The sequence below is a fragment of the Collinsella sp. zg1085 genome, from assembly GCF_018889955.1.
Lineage (GTDB): Bacteria > Actinomycetota > Coriobacteriia > Coriobacteriales > Coriobacteriaceae > Collinsella.
The window spans coordinates 1,304,434-1,329,827 of the sequence record NZ_CP076545.1 but is presented as its reverse complement, the minus strand read 5'-3'; the positions used below and the strand labels follow the sequence as shown (position 1 = coordinate 1,329,827).

General features: G+C 50.9%; 18 protein-coding genes. 17 read left to right on the top strand and 1 reads right to left on the bottom strand.

Translation table 11 applies throughout. The annotated features are described in order from the left end of the window. Nucleotides 1-91 precede the first annotated feature (91 nt). The 17 genes from KPC83_RS05635 (at nt 92) to KPC83_RS05555 (ending at nt 23,120) form a co-directional block, all read left to right on the top strand. Nucleotides 92-1,072 (top strand): glutamate ABC transporter substrate-binding protein, encoded by a 981-nt coding sequence (locus KPC83_RS05635; RefSeq protein ID WP_216278288.1) that lies wholly within the window; start codon nt 92-94, stop codon nt 1,070-1,072. 108 nt (nt 1,073-1,180) lie between these two features. Next, nucleotides 1,181-1,840, top strand: a complete 660-nt coding sequence (locus KPC83_RS05630; RefSeq protein WP_216278287.1) for an amino acid ABC transporter permease — start codon at nt 1,181-1,183, stop codon at nt 1,838-1,840. Continuing rightward, entirely contained in the window at nt 1,837-2,691 is an 855-nt protein-coding gene (locus KPC83_RS05625) for an amino acid ABC transporter permease (protein ID WP_216278286.1), read from the top strand. Before KPC83_RS05630 ends, KPC83_RS05625 begins: the two co-directional genes overlap by 4 nt. 24 nt (nt 2,692-2,715) lie before the next feature. Continuing rightward, the gene (locus tag KPC83_RS05620; protein ID WP_216278285.1) at nt 2,716-3,471 is read left to right on the top strand and encodes an amino acid ABC transporter ATP-binding protein; all 756 of its coding nucleotides are present in this window, start codon (nt 2,716-2,718) and stop codon (nt 3,469-3,471) included. After that, a complete protein-coding gene (locus KPC83_RS05615) occupies nt 3,472-4,245 on the top strand; it encodes a gamma-glutamyl-gamma-aminobutyrate hydrolase family protein (RefSeq protein WP_216278284.1) in 774 nt (257 codons plus the stop codon). It abuts the gene before it with no gap. Nucleotides 4,246-4,537: 292 nt separating this feature from the next. Next, nucleotides 4,538-5,446: a UTP--glucose-1-phosphate uridylyltransferase gene (locus KPC83_RS05610; protein ID WP_216278283.1), complete on the top strand. Its 909-nt coding sequence runs from the start codon at nt 4,538-4,540 to the stop codon at nt 5,444-5,446. A gap of 309 nt (nt 5,447-5,755) precedes the next feature. Further along, nucleotides 5,756-9,175 carry a DNA-directed RNA polymerase subunit beta gene (locus KPC83_RS05605; RefSeq protein WP_253201043.1) on the top strand — a complete coding sequence of 1,140 codons (3,420 nt, stop codon included), beginning with the start codon at nt 5,756-5,758 and terminating at the stop codon, nt 9,173-9,175. Nucleotides 9,176-9,181: 6 nt separating this feature from the next. Further along, a complete protein-coding gene (locus KPC83_RS05600; RefSeq protein WP_216278281.1) occupies nt 9,182-13,639 on the top strand; it encodes a DNA-directed RNA polymerase subunit beta' in 4,458 nt (1,485 codons plus the stop codon). Between the two features lie 153 nt (nt 13,640-13,792). After that, entirely contained in the window at nt 13,793-14,173 is a 381-nt protein-coding gene (locus KPC83_RS05595) for a hypothetical protein (protein WP_216278280.1), read from the top strand. Nucleotides 14,174-14,331: 158 nt separating this feature from the next. Further along, nucleotides 14,332-15,396: a redox-regulated ATPase YchF gene (gene ychF, locus KPC83_RS05590; RefSeq protein ID WP_216278279.1), complete on the top strand. Its 1,065-nt coding sequence runs from the start codon at nt 14,332-14,334 to the stop codon at nt 15,394-15,396. Between the two features lie 10 nt (nt 15,397-15,406). Further along, nucleotides 15,407-15,784 (top strand): DUF1648 domain-containing protein, encoded by a 378-nt coding sequence (locus KPC83_RS05585; protein ID WP_216278278.1) that lies wholly within the window; start codon nt 15,407-15,409, stop codon nt 15,782-15,784. A gap of 207 nt (nt 15,785-15,991) precedes the next feature. After that, nucleotides 15,992-16,891 (top strand): transketolase, encoded by a 900-nt coding sequence (locus KPC83_RS05580; protein ID WP_216278277.1) that lies wholly within the window; start codon nt 15,992-15,994, stop codon nt 16,889-16,891. Nucleotides 16,892-16,896: 5 nt separating this feature from the next. After that, nucleotides 16,897-17,826, top strand: a complete 930-nt coding sequence (locus KPC83_RS05575; RefSeq protein WP_216278276.1) for a transketolase family protein — start codon at nt 16,897-16,899, stop codon at nt 17,824-17,826. A gap of 137 nt (nt 17,827-17,963) precedes the next feature. Further along, on the top strand, nt 17,964-20,504 hold the full coding sequence (locus KPC83_RS05570) for an ATP-binding cassette domain-containing protein (RefSeq protein ID WP_216278275.1): 2,541 nt from the start codon (nt 17,964-17,966) through the stop codon (nt 20,502-20,504). Further along, the gene (gene truA, locus KPC83_RS05565; protein ID WP_216278274.1) at nt 20,501-21,352 is read left to right on the top strand and encodes a tRNA pseudouridine(38-40) synthase TruA; all 852 of its coding nucleotides are present in this window, start codon (nt 20,501-20,503) and stop codon (nt 21,350-21,352) included. Before KPC83_RS05570 ends, truA begins: the two co-directional genes overlap by 4 nt. A gap of 79 nt (nt 21,353-21,431) precedes the next feature. Continuing rightward, nucleotides 21,432-22,502, top strand: a complete 1,071-nt coding sequence (locus KPC83_RS05560) for a glycosyltransferase (RefSeq protein ID WP_216278273.1) — start codon at nt 21,432-21,434, stop codon at nt 22,500-22,502. Nucleotides 22,503-22,676: 174 nt separating this feature from the next. Then, a complete protein-coding gene (locus tag KPC83_RS05555) occupies nt 22,677-23,120 on the top strand; it encodes an arginine repressor (protein WP_216278272.1) in 444 nt (147 codons plus the stop codon). Between the two features lie 112 nt (nt 23,121-23,232). Here the strand turns inward: KPC83_RS05555 and KPC83_RS05550 are convergent, their stop codons facing one another. Next, the gene (locus KPC83_RS05550) at nt 23,233-25,362 is read right to left on the bottom strand and encodes a transglycosylase domain-containing protein (RefSeq protein WP_216278271.1); all 2,130 of its coding nucleotides are present in this window, start codon (nt 25,360-25,362) and stop codon (nt 23,233-23,235) included. Nucleotides 25,363-25,394 lie beyond the last annotated feature (32 nt).

The following is a 25,394-nucleotide window of genomic DNA, read 5'->3' as shown; positions in this document are numbered from 1 at the left end:
AAGCGGAATAAACTTGGGAAAAACTTGCAGTACTATCGTGCTTATCAAATTTCCTCGGGCAAAAAGGCCGCGCGAGGGGAAAGGAACTGACATGAAGAAATCCGTATCGCACGTTGTTGTCAATCGTCGTCAGGTGCTGGGTCTTGGTGTTGCAGGCCTCGCTACCCTTGGACTGGCTGCCTGTGGCAACGCGCCTGCACCTGCGCAGAAGGCCGGTTCAGATGAGAGTGCTGTTGAAGACAAGCCAGTTGAGCTTGATGCTGCGGCATTTGATAAGCTGGTTGCCGCCGGTATGGTTGCTGAAGCAAGCGTTGTTGAGGGAAATGCATGGGCAAAAAAGATAAAAGATGCTGGCAAGTTCCGCCTTGGTGCGGTGCAAACCTCAGCACTCTTTAGCTTGCTCAACGAGAAAGATAATCGCCTGCGCGGCTTTGATGCAGGCTTGGCTCAGCTTTTGGTGCGCTATATTTTAGGCGATGAATCCAAGTTTGAGGTTACACAGGTTACCTCTGACACTCGTGAGTCGGTACTTCAAAACGACCAAGTAGATGCTGTATTTGCAACCTATTCCATCACAGATGACCGCAAGAAGCTCATCTCCTTTGCAGGTCCTTACTACGAGAGCCAGCAGTCTATTCTGGTGCTTAAGGACACAACAGGAATCTCAGGCGTTGAAGACCTTGAGGGCAAGACTGTTGCCGTGCAGTCTGGCTCTACCGGTCCAAAGATTATGGAAGAGCTTGCGCCCAAGGCTACACTACAAGAGTTTAAGACCGATGAAGAGGCGCGTGCAGCGCTTACTCAAAAGCGCGTTGATGCCTATGTTATCGACCACAACATGCTCATTGGTGCCATGATTAAGCAGCCTGGTAAGTTCAAGCTTGCGGGCGCACCTTTTGGTCCTATCGACAAGCTGGGCATTGGTTTGCCGCTTGATTCTGATGGCGTAGCTTTTGTAAATACCTTCTTGGGCGAGATTGAGAAGAACGGTACCTGGGAAGAACTCTGGAAGATTTGCATTGGTGATCGTGCTGGTGTATCTGAGGTTCCAGCACCACCGGCAATCGGCTAAAAGGTTTCTAGCTTGATAAACCTGAATATCTTGTATGGGTTTATCCGTTCAAGATAAGATAATGAGGCCGTCCACCTGCGACGGCCTCGTGCTTTGAGAGGGAGGGATATGAGCTTTAACGAACTCTGGGCGCAGTTTGGCCAAAACTATCTTGATGCCCTGCTCACAACATGGGGTATGACAGCCGTCTGTTTTATAGGCGTTATGGTGGTTGCCATCTTTATGACCGTGCTGCGCGTGTCACCCGTTCGACCTCTTCGCTGGCTGGGTGATGTGTACGTGCAAATTTTCCGCAATATCCCTGGTGTGTCTCTGCTGATTCTGGTAGTTTATGCCCTGCCTAATCTTAATATCACGCTTGACTATATGACCTGTGTGCTTGTGACTGTTATTTTGGTTGCTGGCGCCTTTGGGTCAGAAAATTTTATGAGTGGCATTAACACTATTGGTGTAGGTCAGGTTGAAGCAGCACGTTCGCTGGGCATGTCCTTCGGCAAAATGCTCCGTTTAATTATTATCCCGCAGGCGCTTCGCCAAACCATTCTCCCTATGACTAACCTGCTGATTGCCGTCATGTTAACCACGGCTTTGGGCTCGCAAGTACCTCTTGCCACGCCTGAGCTTACCGGTGTTGTGTCCTATATCAACACCCGCGCTACAGGCGGTATTCTTGCCTTTGCTATTTCTGCTTTAGGCTATGCCCTTACCGCACTTGTTATGGCACAAGTGGGCAGCAAGCTTGATAAGAAGGTGAGGGTTCTCAAATGAGCAATCAGGTCTCGCGTCCCTTGAGCATGCGTGATGCCCTCTTTGAAGAGCCGGGTCCACGCACGCAGCAAAAGATTCGGCTTGCCACGGGCATTGGGGCAGTGCTAGTAGCGGCGCTTCTCATACTTGTGGTGCATCAGTTTTGGATAACTGGTCAGCTTGACCCGCAGTACTGGTCTTTTTTTGCCGAGGCAAGTACTTGGATATATTTAGGAAGTGGCTTTGTAGGCACCTTAACTGTTGCACTCACAGCTGCAGTTATTGCGCTGATGGTAAGCTTGTTGCTCATGTTGGGTCGTATAAGCGGTATTCGGCCTCTCGCGTTTGTGTGCCGCGTTATTACAGACTTCTTGCGTGCCATTCCAAGCTTGCTCTTTATTTATTTCTTTTTCTTGGTAGTTCCGCAATACGGCATTAAGGTTCCCTCCTTTTGGATGATAACTATGCCGGTGGCACTTGTCGCATCAGGCGTTTTAGCTGAGGTGTTGCGCGCAGGCGTTAATGCTGTTCCGCGCGGGCAAAAAGAAGCAGCGCTCTCGTTGGGCATGAAGCCTTTTCGCGCAACAATTTTGATTGTGGTGCCGCAGGCAATTCGCTATGTTATTCCATCGCTTATTTCACAGCTGGTGGTTGTGGTAAAAGATACAACGCTTGCTTATGTGGTGAGCTATCCAGATTTGCTGCAAAACGCGCGCGTACTTATCACCAACTATGATGCCCTTGTTTCAACCTATCTGGTTGCTGCAGTCATCTATATTCTATTGAATTTTGCCATCAACCAGCTGGCTGTTTCGGTTTCTCGCCGCACCAACACTACGCGCGTTGATCGCATGAATACCAACCCCGCATAAGGTGTATCAAGAAAGGGCTTGGCTATGGCTACTTCTACTCAGAGCAAAGCTGTTATTGAGCTTTGCCAGGTTAATAAGCACTACGGTGATGTGCATGTTTTGAAGGACATCAACCTTTCGGTTATGCCAGGAGAGGTTGTTGTAGTGATTGGACCTTCGGGCTCGGGAAAGTCAACGCTGTGTCGCACCATCAATCGCTTGGAGCGCATCGACTCAGGCGACATTTTTATTGAGGGCAAGCGCCTGCCTGAAGAGGGTGCCGAACTTGCTGCGGTGCGCGCTGAGCTTGGCATGGTATTTCAGAGCTTTAATCTCTTTGCGCATATGGATATTCTCAAAAATGTGACCATCGGTCCTACTGAGGTGTTGGGCATGAGCAAGCAAGACGCTGAGCGTGAGGCAATGGAGCTACTTGAGCGGGTGGGTGTTGCCTCGCAAGCTCATAAGGTTCCCTCGCAGCTCTCAGGTGGTCAGCAGCAGCGCGTAGCAATTGCGCGTTCACTTGCCATGCATCCCAAGGCTATGTTGTTTGATGAACCAACGAGCGCTTTGGACCCTGAGATGATTAACGAGGTTTTAGACGTTATGGTTAATCTGGCGCAGGGCGGAATGACCATGATTGTTGTTACGCATGAGATGAATTTTGCGCGACGCGTTGCCGATCGCGTGGTCTTTATGGCTGATGGCGCTATTGTAGAAGAGGCAAGCCCAGAAGAATTCTTTGAGCACCCCAAAACAGAGCGTGCTCGTGAGTTCTTAGATTCGATTAGAGGACACTAAGTGAAACGACCCCTTATCTTAATCACACCACGTTTAGAATCCAGTGAGCCTACGCTTGAGTTTTCGGAGCCACAAGCACCTGAGGAGGGCGTGGCGGATGTCTTTTTAGACGCCATTATCGCGGCGGGCGGCATGCCCCTTATTATGGCGATTACCGATGATGAGGCTCTGATTGATAACTATATTGCCATGGCCGATGGTGTTGCTATTCCGGGTGGCCCCGATGTTGACCCTGTTTTATGGGGGGTTGATGATTATAACTACCCTGAGCGCTTGAGCCCGCGTCGCGATGCATTTGAGATTGAGATTGTTAAGCGCGCTCTTGCTGCAGATGTGCCTATTTTTGCAACATGCCGTGGTATGCAGCTGTTAAATGTTGCGCTGGGCGGCACGCTTGATATGGATGTTCCGGGTCGTACGCCACGTGCGGGTAAGGCTTTGTGGAGGCATGATGGTGTCCTGCTCGATGTTGTGCACCCAGTTGAGGTTATGCCTGATAGCTTGATGTTTAGCAGCGTAGGTGAGCAGACGCTCATTCAGGTTAATTCGGCGCACCATTGCTGCGTGGATAAGCTCGGGCGAGATGTTCGGGTTGTTGCAGAGGCAACCGATGGTATTCCTGAGGCCATTGAGGTTACGTCGGCGCGGTTTGCGCTGGGCGTACAGTGGCACCCTGAGTATACCTGGGAGCGCGTAAGTAGCGATACTGCGCTTTGGGATGCTTTCATCACGGCAGCTCAAGCTACACATCAGGCGGCTCGTCAGGTGGCATAAGTCGTTTTGTAAAAGCATGTGTTACCGGTAGAGCCACTCGCGCACTCGTAGCTGTCCGCCTAAAAGCTGTCATTATGCAGCTCCGTCACTGCTTCAACTAGTACAAAAGTATCTATAACTACAAAGCCCGTCATACTCATGTATGGGGGGCTTCTGCAATTTGGTGCAATAGCGCTAAGAAATCTATCTTGCTTGCTAAGATAGAGTGCGTATGTTCAATTTGTTTATGGATGCCGCCATCTGGCGGCCACAATATGAGCGGTAATCCCGCACCCTGAAAGGATGTTTGTCCATGAAGGCAATTATTCCGGCTGCTGGCCTTGGTACGCGTTTCTTGCCATCCACAAAGTGCACCCCCAAAGAGATGCTGCCGGTACTCGACAAGCCCGTTATTCAATACGTGGTAGAAGAAGCCCTAGAGCCGGATGGCGTAGATGGTGCCATCATTGTAACAAGCCCAGGCAAGCCTGAGTTGCTATCTTATTTTCAGCCAGATCGCTCGCTTGAGTCGCTGCTGCGTGAGCGCGGCAAGGCGGGTTATGCAGATGCAGTTGCAGAGGCGGGGGATCTTCCGGTTGATTTTCGCTATCAGTATGAACCACGCGGCCTTGGGCACGCCATTCGCTCAGCAGCCGATGCAACAGCAGGGGAGAGCTTTCTTGTACTCTTGGGTGACTATGTGGTGCCCAAGCGCTCCATTTGTACCGCTATGCTTGAGGTGAGCAAGGCCCACGGCGGCGCTTCGGTGGTAGCCGTTGCCCCGTGTGCTCCTGAGGATGTTTCTCGCTATGGTGTTGTTGCAGGTGAGCGTGCTGGGTCCTTGCCAGGCTTTGAAAACGTAGCAGATGAGGAGCCGGGCGCGGTTTGGCGCATTTCGGGGCTCGTTGAAAAACCTGCTCCTGAGGATGCACCGAGTAATCTCTATATTGTTGGTCGCTACTTGCTCTCACCACTTGTAATGGATTTACTTGCCGATCAAGAGCCGGGTAAGGGCGGCGAGATTCAGCTTACCGATGCTATGGCGCGCAGCCTCGACCGTGAAAATATGTATGCGGTAGTGGTTGACCCGCTTTCAGGCTACGACACAGGCACTCCTTCGGGCTGGATGGCTACCAATGCACTGATGGCTGCTGCCGATGAGCGCTTTGCTGAAGACTTCTGGGCAGCAATCGATGAACGGGGTGGCTTGACACGCTCGTAGGTGTTAAAAACTAGCTTGCGCAGGGGCCAACTTCATTTAATTAACATGAACATCTGTTCGTGTTATAGCGGTCTACCTGCACTTTTATGAACTAAAAAATTTACATACTCCAAAGAGGGCATGAGGTCAAGTCTTTTCTTGCCGAACGGTTTAGTGCTGCTACACTAGTAGGTTGCTATAACTGGCATCATGCGATGCATGGCAATCTTTCCCAAAAGGAGGGAACACCTGGTGCTAAACGCTAACGTCACCCCGGCCAAGACGGCCACCGAACGCGAGCGCGTGAACTTCGGGAAAATCCCCGAGGTCATGGAGGTCCCCAACCTCATCTCGGTTCAGAAGAAGAGCTTCTCGCGCTTTATGAGCGAAGGCCTTCGCGCAGCATTTCAAGAGTCAAACCCTATCAAAAGCCAAAATCATGTGTTTGAGGTCACCTTTGGTGACTATCAGTTTGGTGACCCTGCTCACACGGTTGAGGAGTGTCGCGAGAAGGACATGACCTATCAGGCACCGCTTTTGACTGAGGTTCGCCTTACCAACAAAGAAACCGGCGAGATTAAAGAGCAGCTGGTTTTCATGGGCGATTTCCCCATGATGACCGACGCAGGTACCTTTATTATCAATGGTACTGAGCGTGTAGTTGTTTCTCAGCTGGTACGCTCACCCGGCGTGTATTTCTCAACCGAGATGGACGGCGGCAAGCAGGTCTATAAAGCTCAGGTTATTCCAGCACGTGGTGCTTGGCTTGAGTTTGAGGTTGATAAGCGCGATCAGCTGGTTGTCTCTATTGACCGTAAGCGCAAACAGTCGGCAACTATGTTTTTGCGCGCTTTGGACATCGCGCCCACCAACGATGATATTTTGGAGTTGCTGGGTAACACCGAGCTGGTACAGCGCACGCTTGAGCGTGATACCGCGCTAACACGCGAAGACGCGCTTATCGAGATTTACCGTCGTTTGCGCCCCGGTGAGCCTCCTACGGTGGATGCTTCCCGCAGCTTGCTTGAGGGACTTTTCTTTAACCCACAGCGCTATGATTTGGCGCGCGTTGGCCGCTATAAGGTCAACAAAAAGCTGGGTCTTGAGACTGCCGAGGACGTCTCGGTGCTCACTGATGAGGACATTATTGCAACGCTGCGCTACCTGCTGGCGCTCGCCGCTGGTGAGGCAGGCTATAAGTTTGACGACATCGACCACTTTGGAAATCGTCGTATTCGTACCGTAGGCGAGCTGGTGTCTAATCAGTTCCGCATTGGTATGAGCCGCATGGAGCGCGTTGTGCGTGAGCGCATGAGCTCGCAAGATATTGACGAGATTACGCCGCAGTCGCTCATCAACATTCGCCCCATTGTGGCTGCAATTAAAGAGTTCTTTGGTTCTTCCCAGCTCTCACAGTTTATGGACCAGTCTAACCCGCTGACCGGCCTAACGCATAAGCGCCGTCTCTCGGCCTTGGGTCCTGGTGGTCTTGCGGGTCATAAGTCGGGCTCTAGCCGTCGTACTAACGTTCCTACTGCTGTGCGTGACGTTCATAACTCACATTACAGCCGCATGTGCCCCATCGAGACGCCCGAAGGTCCAAACATTGGTCTGATTGGCTCTTTGTCGCTCTATGCACGGGTGAACGATTACGGCTTTATTGAGGCACCGTATCGTCGTGTTGAGAACGGTATTGCTACTGACCAGATTGACTGGATGACAGCAGACGAAGAAGAAGACCACATTATTGCTCCGGCAAATACGCCACTTGACCCCAAGACCGGTGAGTTTGTTGTAGCAGATGCTGAGGGTAATCTTAGCCGCCCACACACCGTTGTTGCTCGTACCCGCGACTTTGACGGCTCCTTTGGCGCACCGGCTGATGTGCCGGTTGAGGCAGTTGACTACATGGATGTAAGCCCTCGCCAGATGATTTCGGTGGCAGCAACGCTTATTCCGTTCCTTGAGCATGACGATGCAAAGCGTACCCTCATGGGCGCAAACATGCAGCGCCAGGCAGTTCCTCTGGTCAAGCCGGTTGCTCCTTATATTGGTACGGGCGTTGAGCGCCGTGCTGCGCTTGACTCCGGCGAGGTAACGCTTGCCGAGCATGCGGGTGAGGTCATCTTTGCCGATGCTTCAAAGATTACGGTTAAGTCTGAAAACGGCTTGGACGAGTATCACCTGCCCAAGTATCAGCGCTCTAATCAGAGTACCTGCATCAACCATCGTCCGCTGGTCAAGGTGGGCGACGATGTAGTTGCAGGTCAGCCCTTGGCCGATGGTCCTTCAACCGATCACGGTGAGCTCGCACTTGGTCAAAACCTGACAGTGGCATATATGCCTTGGGAAGGTTTTAACTACGAGGACGGTATTGTTGTTTCTGAGCGCCTTGTTTCTGAGGATTTGCTTACCACCATTAACATTTCACGTCACGAGATTGATGCCCGTGATACTAAGTTGGGTCCTGAGGAAATCACCCGTGAAATTCCTAATCTCTCCGAGGATATGCTTGCCAATCTTGATGAAGACGGCATTATCCGCATCGGTGCTGAGGTAGGACCGGGCGATATTTTGGTGGGCAAGGTTACGCCTAAGGGCGAAAGTGCGCTCACCGCTGAGGAGCGCTTGCTGCGCGCCATCTTTGGTGCCAAGGCTCATGACGTGCGTGACACCTCACTCAAGATGCCGCACGGCTCGTATGGTCGCGTTATCGATGTTGTGCGCTTTAGCCGCGATGCGGGCGATGATTTAGCGCCGGGCGTTAACGAGATGGTTCGTGTCTATGTTGCCCAGCGCCGCAAGATTCAGCAGGGCGATAAGATTGCTGGTCGCCACGGTAATAAGGGTGTTATCTGCGAAGTCTTGCCGGTTGAGGACATGCCATATATGGCTGACGGTACGCCTATCGACGTTATCTTGAACCCGCTTGGTGTTCCCTCCCGTATGAACGTGGGTCAGTTGCTTGAGTGCCACTTGGGCTGGGCTGCTGCCGCTGGTTGGGACCCCGAGTCTGACGATTCTAAGCGCTACGTACCTGGTCCTTTCTTTGTTTCAACGCCGGTCTTTGACGGTGCAAAAGAGGACGAGATTGCCGAGGTAATTCGTCGCGCCAACAAGAACTTGCTCAATCTTGCAAGCGAGCGTTTTGGCGAGCATATGGATCCATCATTTGTTACTCAGCTTGATGAGCGTGGCAAGACGGTGCTATATGACGGTCGCTCAGGCGAGCAATTCCGCGAGCCCATTACCGTGGGTACCTCATATATCCTGAAGCTCGGCCACATGGTTGATGACAAGATTCACGCACGCTCAACTGGCCCGTACAGTCTTGTTACACAGCAGCCTCTGGGCGGTAAGGCTCAGTTTGGCGGTCAGCGCTTTGGTGAGATGGAAGTTTGGGCGCTGTATGCCTACGGCGCGTCCAATGTCTTGCAAGAGATTTTGACTGTTAAGTCTGACGATACGATGGGTCGCGTAAAGACGTACGAGTCCATTGTAAAGGGCGACAATGTTCCTATGGCAGGCGTGCCTGAGTCCTTCAAGGTGCTCGTGAAAGAAATTCGTTCACTGGCGCTCGATATTGAGCCCTTGCAGGAGAGTGTCAAGGCACCCCAAGCTAAACCTGAGATGGATCTTGAGGACGTAGATGACGTACTCGCCGATTTTCAGGTTCCTGTGCAAGACAACGAGCCCGAAACCGATGTACTCATCGATGAGCCCGTTGCCGCTACCACTGTAAAGGAGTAATTCACTGTGGCAGATTTTGAAGCTACTGATTTTGATGCGGTACGGATTTCTCTTGCCTCCGCAGACCAGATTCGCTCGTGGTCGCACGGTGAGGTCAAGAAGCCCGAAACCATCAACTATCGCACCTTAAAGTCTGAGAAAGACGGTCTTTTCTGCGAGAAGATTTTTGGTCCGGCTAAAGACTGGGAGTGCTCCTGCGGTAAATACAAGGGCATCCGTTTTAAGGGTATTGTCTGCGAGCGCTGCGGCGTTGAGGTAACCTCAGCCAAGGTGCGCCGCGAGCGTATGGGTCACATTGAGCTGGCCGCTCCGGTAAGCCATATCTGGTATTTTAAGAGCCCTACCAGCTTCCCCATGAGCCGCCTTTTAGACATCAAGTCAAAAGACCTTGAGAAGGTACTTTATTTTGCGAGCTACATCATCACTGAGGTTGATGTTGAGGCACGTGAGGCTGATGCTGAGGATTTGCGCGAAGAGCTGGCAGCAGACCTTGAAGAGATTGATGCCGAGTGCGCCCGCCAGATTGAGAGCTTAAAAGCTCAGGGTGACCCTGCTAACTTTGATGAGTTCTCTGATGAAGAGCCCCTGACCCCAGAAGAGGTTGCAGCAGGCATTATCGACATCGAAGAAGAGATGAAAGACGAGCGCCAGCTTCGCCAAGATGCCTTTACGGCATTCATGAAGCTGAACTCCCGTGATTTGGTCTCTGACGAGCCGCTTTTCCGCGAGATGAAGCGCTACTATTCAATGTATTTCAAGGGTGGCATGGGCGCTGAGGCAATTCGTGAGCTTTTGAGCGTTATTGACCTTGAGTCTGAGGCAGAGCAGCTTAAAGCCATTATTGCCGATGTTGATGGTCAAAAGCAGCGTCGTGAGAAGGCCGTTAAGCGCCTTGAGGTAGTTGATGCCTTCTTAAAGGGCAAGAACGACCCCGCAAACATGATTCTTGACGTCATTCCGGTTATTCCGCCCGATTTGCGTCCTATGGTGCAGCTCGATGGTGGTCGTTTTGCTGCTTCTGACTTAAACGATTTGTACCGCCGTGTTATTAACCGTAATAACCGCTTGAAGCGCTTGCTTGACCTCGATGCACCTGCCATCATTGTTAACAATGAGAAGCGCATGCTGCAAGAGTCGGTTGATGCCCTCTTTGATAACGGTCGTCGTGGTCGTCCGGTGTCTGGTCGTGGTGGCCGTCCGTTGAAGTCGCTCGCTGAGGCGCTCAAGGGCAAGCAAGGTCGCTTCCGTCAGAACTTGTTAGGTAAGCGCGTTGACTATTCGGGTCGCTCGGTTATCGTTACCGACCCCAAGCTTAAGCTGCATCAATGCGGTCTGCCTAAGACCATGGCGCTGGAGCTTTTCAAGCCCTTTGTTATGAAGCGTCTGGTTGAGCTCGGCAAGGTTGAAAACATTAAGGGCGCAAAGCGTGCTATTGAGCGCGGCGCCAGCTTTGTGTGGGACATTCTCGAAGAGGTTATTGCTGGTCGCTTGGTGCTGCTTAACCGCGCCCCGACGCTTCACCGACTCTCCATTCAGGCATTTGAGCCGGTGCTGGTTGAGGGTAACGCAATCCATTTGCATCCTCTGGTATGCGCACCGTTTAACGCCGACTTCGACGGTGACCAAATGTCTGTTCATGTGCCGTTGTCGCTTCAGGCCCAGGCTGAGGCCCGCGTGCTGATGCTTTCGTCTAATAACCTTCGTTCGCCTGCATCGGGAAAGCCTGTCAATATTCCGTCGCAAGACATGATTATTGGCGTGTACTACCTCACACAGGCGCGTGATGGTTTGCCTGGCGAGGGTCGTATTTTTGCGAGCTTTGAAGACGCCTTGCGTGCCTATGATGCGCGCTCTGAGGTAGACCTTCAGGCCAAGATTCAGGTGCGTGTTGACTCCTTCGACGCTAATGTTGAGGATAACGGTAAGCTGATTTTCCGTGTTCGCGACGAGCGCAACCACACGGTTGACTACGATGTGTCCGGTACTAAGACAATTCGTTTTGAAACCACCGTTGGTCGCATCATTTTCAACAGCCAGTGCCTGCCCAACGACTACGAGTTTATTAACTATAAGCTGGTCAAGGGCGATGTAGCTAAGCTTGTAGCCGATTGCTGCGATCGTTATCCACAGGCGCAGGTTGGCCCCATTTTGGACGCTATTAAGTATTCGGGCTTCCACTATGCAACGCGCGCTGGTTTGACCATCTCACTTTGGGACGCGCTGATTCCTGAAGATAAACAGCAGATTTTGGCTGATGCTCAAAACAAGGTTGACCAGATTAACGAATACTATGAGGAAGGCTTCCTGAACGAGCAGGAGCGCCACATCGAGGTTGTTAACGAGTGGACGGCTGCAACTGATGAGGTAGCTGCTAAGATGCTCGACCTCTTTGACGAGGAAAACCCCATCTACATGATGGCTGACTCGGGCGCTCGTGGTTCTAAGACGCAGCTGCGCCAGCTGGGTGGTATGCGTGGCTTGATGGCAGACATGTCAGGCGAAACCATCGACCTCCCCATTAAGGCAAACTTCCGCGAAGGTCTGTTGCCGCTTGAGTACTTCATCTCAACCTATGGTGCTCGTAAGGGTCTGGTTGACACAGCCTCGCACACGTCTGACTCGGGTTATCTGACCCGCCGTCTGGTTGACGTTGCGCAAGACGTTATTGTGCGCGAGGAAGACTGCGGTACCGATGAGGGTGTAACCTACAACCTCATCATTCCAGGCACCAACAACATGAATGTTGATTTGGTTGGTCGCTGCTTTGCTGAGGATACGCTCGATGCGAAGGGCAATTTGCTCTTTGCCCGCGGCTCATATCTGGAGTCAGAGCAGGATATTCAAACGCTTATCGACGCAGGGCTTACTACCGTGCTTTTGCGTGCGCTGCTTACCTGCCACTCTCAATATGGCGTATGTCAGAAGTGCTACGGCTGGGATTTGTCAACCCGTCGTCCGGTTGCCATTGGTACTGCAGTGGGTATTATTGCTGCTCAGTCCATCGGCGAGCCGGGTACTCAGCTTACGATGCGTACCATTCACTCCGGTGGTGTTGCAGGTGTTGACGACATTACGCAGGGTCTTCCTACGGTTGGCCGTATGTTTGACGTTGTTGGCAACGTTAATGAAAAGATTCTTGGTCGCGAGGCAGATTTGGCTCCGTTCTCTGGTCGTTTGTCTATCAAGCCTGAGAAGTCTGAGTACATTTTGACCTTGACCGACCTTGAGGACGCAACGCGTGTTCTTGAAGAGAAGCGTGTTCCAGCATCGGTACGCTTTATGCCAGGCATCGAGGATGGTTGCGCTGTGCGTGCGGGCGACCAGATTACCAAGGGCTTTGTCAACTTTAGAAACCTGCGCAAGCTGACCGACATTGAGTCCACCATGCACACGTTTGTGGAGAGCGTGAAGGATGTCTACACCAGCCAGGGCGTTGACCTCAACGACAAGCACATTGAAGTTATTGCACGTCAGATGCTTCGCCGTGTACAAATTACCAACCCAGGTGATTCACGTTATCTGCTAGGTCAGTACGTTGATCGCTATGAGTTTGCCCATGAGGTTGAGCGCGTAGCTCGCGAGGGTGGCGCTACCCCTGCGGCTGAGCCAGTTATCTTGGGTACGCTCAAGGTTGCTTCAAGCATTGATTCATGGTTGAGCTCGGCATCGTTTATTCGCACGGCCGGCGTATTGACTGAGGCTGCTATTGAGGGCAAGGTTGACCGTTTGCTCGACCTTAAGTCCAACGTCATTGTTGGTAAGAAGATTCCGGTGGGCACTGGTCTTAAGCCGTATCACGATGCACAGTTGACCTATCGCACCTCTGAGGGCTATCGTTCGGTTGAGAGTTCTGCTGGCGGCTCAAAGCAGTTGCCTGATTGGGCTCCCGAGAGCTTGAAAGAGCTTGACGCTCAGTTGCCGCAGGAGCTTGAGTGGACTGGCTATTCTGAGTTTGGTGCAAGTGAAGGTGTCTTTACGCGCAACGGACGCAGCATCTCAAACGAAGATGCCCACCTCTATCTCTTTGATGACTTGGGAGTTTCTCAGCGCTGGACCAATAAGTTTAGCGAGGTTGGCATAGAGACAGTTGGAGACTTGGTAGGTAAGTCTGAGGAAGATTTGCTCCGCATCGACGGCATTGGTGCCAAAGCAATTGAGGAGTTGCGCGATGGTCTTGAGGCACGCGATTTGCTCTATATCCTTGAGAGTTCCGATGATGTGGCTGACGAAGAGGATTTGACGCAGCTGTTGCAGATGGTCTTCTCGCCTGATGGTCCAGATGACATTCTTCTGGGTACGAGCGCACCGCGTTCACACTTTGACTCTGACGAAGAGATGCTTGGTGGTCCGGTTGATAGCGCAAAGATTGGCGGCGTTATCAACGAAGATATGGCGTCACTCGATGAGTTGCTCAATCAGCTCGTGGAGTCTGAAGACGAAAGCGCTGATGAGGACGACGAATAGCTTTCTGTTCGTTTGCTTGTAAGTTATGTGCGCCCGCGTCAAGAAAACTTGGCGCGGGTGTTTTTTTGTTTCATACTCTAAGAGCGGGAAAGATGCGGCACATGCTTTGTGACGTGATGGTATTCCCTACATGTGGTATGGAAGGAGAAGGCTATGGAGTGGACTATACAAGCATTGGTCTGGGACCCAAGAATCTTTGTGGTGGTTTACTCGTTGGCGGTTATATCACTAACGGCTTCTGTGTGTTTTTGCATAAGTGGCGTGATAGGTCGCTGCCATAAACTCCATATGGTGGGATTAGCAGCGAGTGGCATATCAGGTGCACCGGTGTTTATTTTTCTAATTGCCATGGGTAGTAACCTAGTGCCTGAGCTTCTTTCGCGCACTGCGGTACATGATGTTGCATTTATTGAAGATGTTGGGGTGTGGTATTTGGGCGCGGCTTTTGCCTATGTGATTCTCTTTGTGATACTTACTGTGATGAATGTATTGCTTGCGCGCAAAACTCGTTCTATGGCAGCAGATACACTGTGAGTGGTCTTTTATAGCGTCATAGTTTGTATGCTTTGCACCCCGTGTCTGGGTAACTGGACACGGGGTATTTTCGTGTTTGCCAAATGAATGTCGGCTGGCGTGGTAATGTGTGAAGGTAACATTTATACGCATGTCGCATAGTTCTAAAGGATAGGTATATGGCGTTATCGATTGGTATTGTTGGTCTGCCAAACGTTGGCAAGTCAACGCTGTTTACGGCACTGACAAAAAAAGGTGGACTTGCCGCAAATTATCCCTTTGCAACCATTGACCCTAACATTGGTATTGTTGATGTCCCTGACGCTCGCTTGCAGGTGCTTGCCGATATGGTGCACCCTGGGCGCATTGTGCCCGCAAGCGTTGAATTTGTTGATATTGCAGGCTTGGTTAGGGGAGCTAATGCAGGTGAGGGTTTAGGCAACCAGTTTTTGGCAAATATTCGCGAGACCGATGCAATCTGCGAGGTTGTACGTTACTTTAGCGACCCCGATGTTGTGCATGTTGATGGTCGGGTAGACCCAACAAGCGACGCTGAAACAATTATGACCGAGCTTATTCTGGCTGACCTACAAACACTCGAGCGCCAGATTCCTAAACTTGAAAAAGAGGTGCGCCGCGATAAGACGCTCGAGCCCAAACTTATGGTTGCGCGCCGTTTGCTTGACTGGCTCAATGAGGGACACCGGGCAGCCGCGCTTGATATGACAGATGATGAGCGCGCTGCTGCGCGAGAGCTGTTCTTGCTTACCATGAAACCCATGCTCTACGTTGCAAATGTTGATGAAGACAAACTGGGGGAGGTTCCGTCTCCGCTTGATGGCACCATACCGATTCCTATCTCTGCCCAAGTTGAGGCAGAGCTATCCGAGCTTGACCCTGAGGAAGCTGCTGAATACTTGGCTGATTTAGGGCTTGAACACTCGGGCTTAGAGACGCTTGCTCAGGCTGCTTATAAGCTGCTGGGTTTGCAGAGCTTTTTTACGGCTGGCGAGATGGAGGTTCGTGCTTGGACTGTGCCGGTAGGCGCGAGTGCTCCGCAAGCAGCAGGCGTTATCCACAGTGATTTCGAAAGAGGCTTTATTAAAGCTGAGGTTATTTCGTATGACGACTATGTCGAGCTGGGAGGTGAGCAAGGTGCCAAGGCAGCTGGCAAGTTGCGTATGGAAGGTAAAGACTACGTTATGCATGATGGCGATGTAGTGCATTTCCGCTTTAACGTATAAAGGAGAAGGCATGTTTTTATATGGAAAGCGCAACAGCATATTGAGTGTTATTGTTGTTCTGCTTGCAGTAATACCTGCTATCGTAGCTGCAATGTATGTTCCCGGTATGGCAGAGCAGGTGCCTATGCATATTTCGAGTGCGGGTGAGGTTCTGCGCTTGGGGTCGCGTTGGGAATTGCTGTACGTTCCGGCATTTTGTCTGCTCTTAAGCTTGGCAACGCTTGGTAGTGCCCATAAACAGGCGCGTGCACATAAAGATACGCCGGCAATGGCTGAGGCGGTTTATACACGCTATGTTCGCAATGGGCTTGTTATGGCGTTGGTGCTCAATGTGGCAACAGTGGTTCAGTACTATATGGTGTTGAGCGGCAAGGGAATAGGCTTTTAGATGAGCGCAGCTCATACGCTTTAAGTCTGCATAGCATACGCGTTTTTGCACAACATGCCTGCTTCTGCGCGCTGTAATTAATGCATGCTTATCAGCTTTGCTGCACATGTGCATACCCGCTGAAAGATACAGACTAAGCCCTCATATACAAGCTCGGCTGCTATACAATGAGCACGGTTTTTAGTTGTTTCAAGCGAAGGGATTTTCATGTCAACAGATTCGCTGCGATCCATGTGCGTGCGCACTGATGAAGAGATTGCACTTATCGCCAATCATATGCGCCACGACATTATTACGATGCTTGAGGCATCGGGTACCGGTCACCCCGGTGGTTCACTATCTGCGGCAGAAATATTAGCAATGCTCTATTTTTCCGGTGTCATGGGCTATGACCCCGCCAACCCAAACAATCCTGAGCGCGATCGCTTCATTCTTTCAAAAGGTCATATTGCACCTGGCTTATATGCGGTGCTGCGCCAAGTTGGTTATTTAAGCGCCGATGAATTGCTGACCTTGCGCAAGCTGGGTTCTAAATTGCAAGGTCATCCTGATAGCAATATATGTCCGGGCGTTGAGGTCTGTACGGGTTCTTTGGGACAAGGTCTTTCTATTGCCGCAGGTGTTGCTCTTGGTTTTCGTTTTGACGCCGCTCATGGCAAAGCAGAGCAACGCCGTGTCTTTGCTCTAACGGGCGATGGAGAGTTGCAAGAGGGTCAAAATTGGGAAGCATTCATGTTTGCAGGCAACCAGAAGCTCAATAATCTGGTTGCAATTATCGACAATAATAACCTGCAGATTGACGGTCATGTTTCTGATGTCAACGACGTGCAGCCACTCGCCGAGAAGCTCCGTGCCTTTAAGTGGCATGTACTTGAGGTTGATGGACATTCAGTTACAGCACTTCGTACAGCACTCAATGAAGCGGTAGCGTATAGCGCAGGTCCTGTGGCCATTATTGCTAAAACCATCAAGGGTAAGGGTGTTTCCTTTATGGAAGACCAGGCGCAATGGCACGGTAGTGCTCCCAATGCTGAGCAAGCTGCAGCTGCATTGCAAGAAATTGATGCTGTTGGTGAGGCACTTGCTCACGCAGTAAAGGAGGCATAACTATTATGGCAAAAGCAACACGTGCCGCATTTGGCGAGACGCTTATTGAGCTGGTTGAAGCAGGTCAAGATATTATTGCAGTCGATGCCGATTTGGCAGGTTCAACAACTACTGCCAAACTTGGTGCAGCCTATCCCGACCGTTTGGTTGAAGTGGGCATTGCTGAGCAGAATATGATTGGCGTTGCTGCTGGTTTGGCGCTTACCGGTCGTACGGTCTTTACGGGGTCGTTTGCGGTATTTGGCGCAGGCCGTTGTTGGGAGCAAATTCGCAATACTGTTTGCGTCAGCAATCTCAATGTAAAGGTGTGCCCTACGCATGCCGGCATTACGGTGGGGCCGGACGGCGAGACACACCAAGCGCTTGAGGATATTGCGCTCATGCGTACGCTGCCGCATATGCGTGTGTTGGTTCCGGCTGATTATGCCAGCGCAAAGGCTGCCATTCGCCTTGCTGCTAAGTTAGATGGGCCGTTCTATATTCGTTTAGGTCGCGAAAACCTTCCTGAGGTCTATGACGAGGGCTTTGAACTTGATTCTGAGGCTTTTGCACGAGTGCTACGCGAGGGAGCAGACCTTACCATTGCGGCTACTGGTGTTGAGGTGGCACAAGCCTTGGCTGCAGCAGATTTGCTAGCAGAGGCAGGCATTGATGCTGAGGTTATTGATGTTATGAGTATTAAGCCGCTCGATGAAAAGGTGCTTCTTGCGTCTGCTCAAAAAACAGGCCTTGTGGTAACTGTTGAGGAGCATAGTGTTTATGGCGGCATGGGTTCAGCGATGGCTGAGTTGTTGGGCGAGCGTCAGCCTTGTCGAGTTAGTCGTTTGGGCATGACGGAGTTTGGCCAGTCAGGAAACGCGCCCGAGCTGCTTGCGCATTATGGTCTCGATGCGGCAGGCATAGCCGCACATGTTCGCGAGCTTCTTGGTCGCTAAATTTATCAAATCTAATTTAGGGCTCGTGTGCTGCTAAGCGCTTGCTTTTGTGGCACATGAGCCTTTTTTCTTTGCTGCAAGCCTACACGGGTATGCGTGCTCAAAAATAAGCACAAGCATCAGGGGGAGGGGGCGAATTGCTCGAATTAAAGCATCTCAGCTATGAAACAGCATTAAACCGCGTGCTTGACGACATTTCGCTTAAGCTCTCACCGGGCGAGCTCATGGTGATTGCCGGTGCAAATGGTTCTGGTAAGTCAACATTGGCACGCATTATGACAGGAGCACTTCTTGTGAAGCCCGGTATGTTTGAGCTTGAGGGCATCGACCCTGCGCGTAGTGAGGACGCGCGTGCAACTGTGCGCTCACTTGTAGCATCGGTGCAGCAAGACCCAGCACAGCAAATTATTGCAACTCAGGTTGCAGAGGAAGTGGCAGCCGGTCCGCGATTTCAGGGATTAGACGAGCGCACAACAATTTCACGGGTTACCGAAGCGCTATCGCGGGTAGGTCTTGCTGGTTTTGAATCGCGTATGGTAAGTCAGCTCTCAGGTGGCGAGATGCTGCGTTTGGTGTTGGCTGATGCTTTAGCGAGAAACCCACGCTATTTAGTGCTCGATGAAGTAAATACCATGCTTGATTCGTGCTTGCGCCCAACGCTTCGCAAGTTGCTTGTGCAGCTTGCTCATGAGCAGGGTTTAGGTGTGGTGCTTATCTCACATGACCCAGCTGATTTTGCCTGTGCAGACACCCTTGTTGTGTTAGAAGCAGGTCGTTTGTTTTGGCAGGGAAACCCTGCTGTATGTGCTAGTGATAGAGCGCGTTGGTCGGCAATTGCGGGTGTGAGTCCGCGCGCCGAGGCGTGGCGAGCACGACTTTGCGGCAAAGAGGCTCAACACGTGGTTGAGGCACTTCGGTTGGCACGTGTGAGTGGGAGCGCACACGATGATTTGCAGCCTTCATCAGCGCAATTCACCCAGTTAAGCGCTGATACAGCACAAGCTCTTGTATCTCAGCCTACTTGCGGGCAGGACGCTAAAGTACCTCCACTTCTTGAAGTAAAAAACGTGAGCTTTACTTACCCAGATGCATCACTTCAAACGCTCAACAATATTTCACTTACCTTGTATCCAGGAGAGATGTGTTTGCTTGCAGGTCCATCAGGTGCGGGAAAATCAAGTTTGGCAGCACTTGCAGCTGGGCTTTTGGAACCAAGCGAGGGTAGTGTTGAGCTGCAAGGTAGACCGGTGCATGTAGGCGAGGTGGCATATGCTATGCAGCGCCCCGAAAACCAACTATATCGCGATACGGTTGAGGCGGAGTTGCTGGTAGGTCCGCAAAACCTTGGCTGCTCGCACGAAGAACAGATGAGGCGCATGGACGTAGCAGCTAAGGCTATGGGCGTGCACCCTGATTATTATCTGCGACATCCCCTGCAGCTCTCAGGTGGTGAACTTCGACGGGTGGGTATAGCTTCAGTGCTATCGCTGGGCGCTCCTGTTTGCATATTAGACGAACCAACAGCAGGGCTTGATGCAGCAGGTAAAGCCGATTTGATTCAAGCGCTTGAAACCTTGCGGGCCACAGGTGTAGCAATTCTTGTTTTGAGCCATGACCTTGCCGAATGGCTACCATATGTATCAAAGATTTGTTTGCTGAACGCAGGGTCAATGAGTTGGCAGGGCACTCCGTCGTTTTTGCTTCAACATGATGAACTATGGCATCAGGCGGGTTTGTTATCACCGTTTGCAGAGCTTTGCGAGCCAATGTGTGACCCTGTGCATGTTGAGGAGCTAGAGCGTCTTACAACAAGGTCTCATTTCAAAGAGAAATCGAGTAACCCTGCCCAGAATCTCGGCTTGTTGAGTACAAAGCAGAACTCTTCAAGCAATACCGCATATGCTAACGATACGGCTGCTTGTGATAGCCGCGTGGCACTTATATTGTTTTTACTAGCAACTATTACCTGCATTATTGCACCTAGCATATCTACGCTTGTGCTCGGCGCTTTAGTGCTTGTTGTATTATGGCTGCGCTCGCGCGTGCGTCCTTTCAAGGAATTGAGTCGATTAGCACCTGTTGCTTGGGTAATGCTTCTCGCGCTAATCGGAAGCGTGCTTGTGCTTGATGGTGGCGCTCCTATATCTTTTGGAGGCTTGTTCGGTATCAATCCTGCTGCGGGATTGAGGAGCTTCATGGCGCTGTTGCGGATAGGGCTTCTTGCACTTTTTGCCTTGCGTATTGCTGATACTACTACGCCAACACACGTGGCAGATGCATGTGCTCGTCTGTTACATCCTCTGGTTCATGTTGGGGTGCCAATACAGCACTTGAGTTTAGCTTTGGGAATTGCGCTTCAATATATGCCGCTCATGGGAACAGAATATCAACGCGTCGCGCTTGCAGCTCGTGCTCGTGGTGCACGTTTGCGTGATGGCAGGTTTTTGGTTCGTGTGCGCTCAGCGCTTGATATTGTTGCTCCGGTCGCGCTTGCGGTGCTTCGTCGTGCCGATTATCTTGGTGAGGCGCTTGAGGCGCGAGGTTATCGTCCACAGACCGTGATACCTTATAATGCAAAGCCACTTTCACACCGTGAGTGGCTCATGCTCTGGTGCGGTATCTCACTCTGCGGTATTGCGGTGCTTCTCACCGTTTTGCTCGAAAGGCCTTTGGTATGACCAGCTTATGCGCTCAGGCGTCTATTCATGCGACAGAAGATATACAAGACGCTGCTTGCGCTGTAGGAACCATTGTTTTTAAGCTTGCCTATCAGGGGAGTGCCTACGCTGGCTTTGCCGTGCAAATAGGGCAAACAACAGTTGCTGGAGAGCTGACAAGCGCGTTAGAAACCTTCTTGCGCCGCCCTGTTGAGCTGACCTGCGCGGGACGTACCGATGCAGGAGTACATGCTGCAGCACAATATATTAGCTTTCCTGCATTGGCACCAGAGCTTTCCATTTCACGTAGTCGATGGATGCGTGCGATGGCTGCGCTCTTGCCCGACGATATAGGTATCCAGGAAGTGTTTCATGCTCCGCTTGGGTTTTCTGCGCGCTTTGATGCGCGTGCCCGTACCTATGTATACCGCATTGCAACAGGTGAGGCGCGTCCAGTTTTAGGGGCGCCACTTATTTGGTGGCATCGTTCTCCTTTGGATATAGATGCTATGCAAGAGGCTTGTAAATATCTGATTGGTGAGCAGGATTTTAAGAGCTTTTGCAAGAGCACGTCAGCGCTCGGAAAGCCTACCTGCCGTGAGGTTTTTTCGGCATCGTGGAGCCACGACGAGCTTATGAGTACCAATATTTTGGCATTTACAATTTGCGGAAATGCTTTTCTTCATTCAATGGTGCGCACTATCGTAGGAAGCATGGTTGAAGTTGGGAGCGCGCGCCGTTCTCCTCAGTGGATGGCTGAGATTATTGCGGCGCGCGATCGCCGTGCTGCAGGTCCTACTGCTCCGGCACAAGGTTTGTGCTTTATGAGTGTGTCCTATGATGAAGGCGTGTTGTCCCTCTGTTCTTGATGTGCTGTGAGCCTTAGCTGAAATGCGGCGCCCAAATATTGGGCTACCATGCAAATAGCTAAAGAACAGGAGGCATAGCTTGTCTCATCGGCGCTCACAACGAGCTCAGGTTTCAATCGTTATCGTCTTTGATGCAACCGCAGATAAAGATATGCGTTGCATCGAGAGCATGCTGGCTCAAAGCTGCCGTGAGTTGCAAGTGTTACTGGTACAAACTGATACATCACTTGCTCCTGTTTTTGCCCGATACGTTGAGCACGATATTCGTGTTGACATTGTTGAGGCAAGCAAGCTCAGTATGGCTGAGGCTATAGAGCTGGCACTTGAGCAGGCATATGGCGACTATTGTATGATTCTTAATCAGCATGCATGGTTTGCACCGCATGAACTTCAGGCAATGCTGGATAAGGTGCACGAGTATCAGGGTGACATGCTTATCCCTGCACGTTCGCTTGATATAGAGGCAACAGGCGATATACATTCGCGTGTCTTGCTGCCACAATCACAGGTGTATAGCAAACAGCAAGCATTTTTAGCGGCAAGCATTTCGCTTATTGCAGAGGGAGTTTTGCAAGGTATAAGAGGTACGTTGCTGCGTACGTCACGTATACAAGAAGCAATGCAGGCTCGTACTAGCTCTATGTCAAAGCCGCAGGATGCGTTTGAAGGGCTTTTGTATCTTCTTCCTTATGTTCAGTGCGCAGTAGTAGCGGGTGACATCTCCTATCACGAACGCCTGCTCGACCCTGCAGCACGGCCAGCACAGCCACACTGTTTTGAGCTTGTTGAGCAGCACCATCGTGAGCTTTTACAGTTTGTTTGTCAGTGGAATCTTGTGCAAGATAGAAGCTGTCTTGAAGCAGTTCATCGCCTGCATCTTCAGCATATTATTCAGTGCATCGATAATATGTGCCTCGGTAAAGGTAGGGTGTCCTCCCTTGAGCGCCGTCATCGGGTGCAGGAAATAATAGATGCTCCCTCAACGCAGCAATCTATTGAATTGCTTCACGCTTCATCAAAAGACTTTGGTTTGATGTTTACGCCTATAGCGCGTCGCTCATCGGCAGCATGCTATGCGCGTGCTCGTTTGCAGTACATGTTCTCAAAACTTTTTGCTTCGTTGCCGTTTGGGCATGTCTGTATCTCGTAGCCAGGTAGCGCATGTGCGGATGAATAGCGCTTCTTGACATTTGTTGTGTGAATGAGTGTGCTTGTTTATTGAAACGTTAAATCGAATAAAATTACCAATTTCAAACCTTATGAGAACCCACTTTTATGTATGCTATGAATAAGGCGAATCCCCGATATAAAAGGATGTGCAGCCATGGCAAAACGACGTAATGATCGACAAGAAGCAATTAGAGATATTGTTAGAAGCAATAATGTGCGCACGCAACGGATGCTGGTTACCAAGCTCAAAGAACGTAATTATCGGTGCACACAAGCAACGGTCTCGCGCGATATTGCCGATATGGGCTTAAAAAAGCTCCCCGAAGGTTTTTATGTACTGGCAGAGGACCTACATCTGCAGCGCATGGTGTCTGAGCTGGTTGTTGATGTGGTGCGTACGGGTAACTTAGTTGTTATTCAGGCACAGCCTGGCACGGCATCGGGTATTGCAGCCGCAATTGATGCGGCGGAGCTGCCAGATGCCTTGGGTTCTTTGGCTGGCAACGATACCATTTTGGTTGTTTGTAGCACGGAAGAGCATGGCGAGCACTTTGAAACCATGATGGGCAAGCTTCGCAGCACCAACAAAGAACTGTAAACATAAAGACCGGTAAACGCGTTATTTATAGCGCCACGCTAAAAGCTTAAACCCTATGCCTACCATAACAAGGTGGGCATAGGGTTTTTCAACGGGAGTTAAAGGAACTGATTTATGCTTCTGGCTGCTCAGGCTCCTCTTGGGCTGAATTATTTTCATTTGGTGCCGCCGGTTGTGCTGGTGTAGCTGGCGTTGCGGGCACCTCTTCAACAACTTCACCTTCAGGCTCGGTGCCATCGGTGGCTGTGGTTGTCTCCTCAGTTACTTCTTCTTCCTCAACTTCTTCTTCAGCTGGGTTATGTGAGAACTTCCATTCAGCATTTGCCTTATACGTTGGGGTATCGCCCAAGGGGAATTCAGCGCGCTCAACACCAGCAAGCGCACTGGTCATAAAGTTCTTAAAGATAGGTAGCGGTAAATCAGCTGTTGAGTAGCGGATTTGATAGTTTCCTGCCGACTGACCAATCCAGATGGAGGTGCAGAGTTGGGGTGTATAGCCAACAAACCAAACGTCTGTTGTCTTACCGCCATGACCTGCTGTACCGGTTTTACCTGCTACCGGCTGGTTGATGTTGGGCATATAACCCTGACCGGTACCGCCGCCCTGCATAACGCCGCGCAGCACCTGAGTAACAGCCGCTGCTTGACCCGGTGTTAAAACCTGCTTGGGGTCGTCTTGGTGCTTGTAGACCGTTTGTCCAGTGCGTGACAGAATCTCTGTAATGGCAACGGCATCGCGATGGTAGCCGCCATTTGCAAACGCAGCATAGGCCTCAGCCATTTCAAGCGGTGTGATATTGCAGGTACCAATAGTGAGGTTATCCTGACCTCTAAACTCAGCCACAGGGTCGGTAGTATCAATGCCCAGCGTTGAGCAAATCTTTTCAATTGCTCCGTAGCCAATTACTTCTTGTACCTGGATATAACCGGTGTTAGATGAGACAGCTGTGGCGCTTGCAAGCGTGCGGTTGCCATAGTCATGGTTGCCGTAGTTTTGTACAGTAAAGCTCCGACCGCCTTTAGAGAAGGTCATAGGACTTGAGCAGTTGAGCATAATATTGGGGTTCATGCCAGCTTTAATAGCAGCTGCAAGAGTGAGACCCTTAAATGCAGAACCGGCAGAGCGGCGGCTTAGTGTATGGTTAACATGCGCATCAGTTGCGTTGTAATCGCGTCCGCCCACCATAGCTTTGATATAGCCCGTTTGAGGGTCAATGGAGATAAGACCTACATCAACATTATCGGCACCGCGTGCCTCAAGACGGCTCACCGCAGCTTCTTCAGCTTTTGCCTGAATTGTGGGGTCAATGGTTGTTTTAACCGTCAGTCCACCTTTGAATATCATGTCGGTGGTAAATTGGTCTTGCAGCAAGCTGCGGACATAATCGCAAAAATATGGGTAAGCCAACGACCCACTTTGCGGCATGTTGGTAACGTTAAGATTGAGTTCTTCTGCCTGAGCTCCGTCATGCTCTTCTTGGCTAATAACCTTATTTTTTAGCATGCGCGCTAATACGATGTTGCGACGCTTGAGGGCAAGCTCCGGGTTAATTGTGGGGTCATAGACACCGGGCGCATTTGGAATACCAATGAGCAGCGCTGCCTCGGAAAGGCTGAGCTCAGAGCTAGACTTTGAGAAGTAGGTTCGCGCGGCTGTCTCAATACCGTAGGCTCCATGGCCATAATAAATCGTATTGAGATACATGGCTAAAATCTCGTCTTTTGAGAACTGCTCTTCCATTTTGATGGCAATAAAGGCTTCGCGCACTTTGCGCTCAATTGTGACATCAAACTGCTCTTCAGACAAAATGGTATTGCGCACAAGCTGCTGAGTGATGGTTGATGCACCTTCAGACCTACCGGATAGTTGCACTAACAGTGCGCGTCCAATGCCTAAAAGGTCAATGCCACCGTGCTCATAGAAACGCTCGTCTTCGGTGGCAACGGTGCCTTTGAGCACAATGGGCGAGATTTGCTCAAGTGCGACTACTTCACGGTTTTGTACATACAGGCTGGCTATGAGGTTGCCGTTTGCGTCAAGGACGTTAGTTGGCTCACTCACTAAGTATTGGTTTGTGTCGGTGTAATCAGGCAAATCAGATAGCCATCGGTTGATGTTGGCCATCATGCCAATGCCAAAGGCAACACCTGCAAGCAGGAAAAAGCCTAAGATTGAAACTATGACCATAGCCAATGAATGCGTTTTTGCATTGCGGCGTGTTTGACGCTCGCGAGGACCCATAACGCCTCCTGGAAAACTGTTTTGCGGTACAG

Excerpts from the sequence above, each read along its gene's own strand:
- KPC83_RS05635 (WP_216278288.1), top strand. The coding sequence starts at position 92 with ATGAAGAAATCCGTATCGCACGTTGTTGTCAATCGTCGTCAGGTGCTG.
- KPC83_RS05630 (WP_216278287.1), top strand. The coding sequence starts at position 1,181 with ATGAGCTTTAACGAACTCTGGGCGCAGTTTGGCCAAAACTATCTTGAT.
- KPC83_RS05625 (WP_216278286.1), top strand. The coding sequence starts at position 1,837 with ATGAGCAATCAGGTCTCGCGTCCCTTGAGCATGCGTGATGCCCTCTTT.
- KPC83_RS05620 (WP_216278285.1), top strand. The coding sequence starts at position 2,716 with ATGGCTACTTCTACTCAGAGCAAAGCTGTTATTGAGCTTTGCCAGGTT.
- KPC83_RS05610 (WP_216278283.1), top strand. The coding sequence starts at position 4,538 with ATGAAGGCAATTATTCCGGCTGCTGGCCTTGGTACGCGTTTCTTGCCA.
- KPC83_RS05605 (WP_253201043.1), top strand. The coding sequence starts at position 5,756 with ATGGAGGTCCCCAACCTCATCTCGGTTCAGAAGAAGAGCTTCTCGCGC.
- KPC83_RS05595 (WP_216278280.1), top strand. The coding sequence starts at position 13,793 with ATGGAGTGGACTATACAAGCATTGGTCTGGGACCCAAGAATCTTTGTG.
- ychF (WP_216278279.1), top strand. The coding sequence starts at position 14,332 with ATGGCGTTATCGATTGGTATTGTTGGTCTGCCAAACGTTGGCAAGTCA.
- KPC83_RS05585 (WP_216278278.1), top strand. The coding sequence starts at position 15,407 with ATGTTTTTATATGGAAAGCGCAACAGCATATTGAGTGTTATTGTTGTT.
- KPC83_RS05580 (WP_216278277.1), top strand. The coding sequence starts at position 15,992 with ATGTCAACAGATTCGCTGCGATCCATGTGCGTGCGCACTGATGAAGAG.
- KPC83_RS05575 (WP_216278276.1), top strand. The coding sequence starts at position 16,897 with ATGGCAAAAGCAACACGTGCCGCATTTGGCGAGACGCTTATTGAGCTG.
- truA (WP_216278274.1), top strand. The coding sequence starts at position 20,501 with ATGACCAGCTTATGCGCTCAGGCGTCTATTCATGCGACAGAAGATATA.
- KPC83_RS05555 (WP_216278272.1), top strand. The coding sequence starts at position 22,677 with ATGGCAAAACGACGTAATGATCGACAAGAAGCAATTAGAGATATTGTT.
- KPC83_RS05550 (WP_216278271.1), bottom strand. The coding sequence starts at position 25,362 with ATGGGTCCTCGCGAGCGTCAAACACGCCGCAATGCAAAAACGCATTCA.